Annotated in this window: 1 protein-coding gene; it reads right to left on the reverse strand. The window is 63.3% G+C overall.

The window, feature by feature from the left end:
* Window positions 1–678, reverse strand: a 678-nt coding sequence (locus FBT96_RS18335) for an AMP-binding protein (protein WP_169583598.1), incomplete at both ends; no start/stop codon positions are given.

Genomic DNA, 678 nt, shown 5'->3' on the forward strand with positions numbered 1-678 from the left:
GTGCTTTTCGCACACTGCCCAGAACCGGCCCGCATCGGGGAAGGTCGGCACGCCCTCGAACATCAAGGTCGTCGCGCCATTCGCCAGCGGCCCGTAGATGATGTAGCTGTGCCCCGTCACCCAGCCCACATCGGCGGTGCACCAGAAGACATCGCCGTCTTTATAGTCGAAGGTGTACTGATGCGTCATCGCCGCATAGACGAGGTAACCGCCCGTCGTATGCACGACGCCCTTCGGTTTGCCGGTCGAGCCCGAGGTGTAAAGGATGAAGAGCGGATCTTCCGCATTCATCGGCCGCGGCGGGCATTCCGGGCTGACGTGTTCCATCAGGTACAAAAGATCGACGTCGCGGCCATGCACCCAGCTGATCTGATCGCCGGTGTGTTTCACCACCAGGCAGCGCACCTTGTCCGAGCAGTGCAAGAGCGCCGCATCGGTGTTGGCTTTCAGCGGCGTGCGCCGCCCGCCGCGCGGCGCGGTATCGGCGGTGATCACCAGCTTGGCGCCGCAATCATTGATCCGGTTCGCCAGCGCATCGGGCGAAAAGCCCGCGAAAACAATGGAATGGATGGCGCCGATCCGGGCACAGGCGAGCATCGCATAGGCCGCCTCCGGGATCATCGGCAGATAGATCACCACCCGGTCGCCGCGCATGATGCCCTGGGACAGCAGCACATT

This window comes from Rhodobacter capsulatus, from assembly GCF_005144475.1.
Taxonomy (GTDB): domain Bacteria; phylum Pseudomonadota; class Alphaproteobacteria; order Rhodobacterales; family Rhodobacteraceae; genus Rhodobacter; species Rhodobacter capsulatus_C.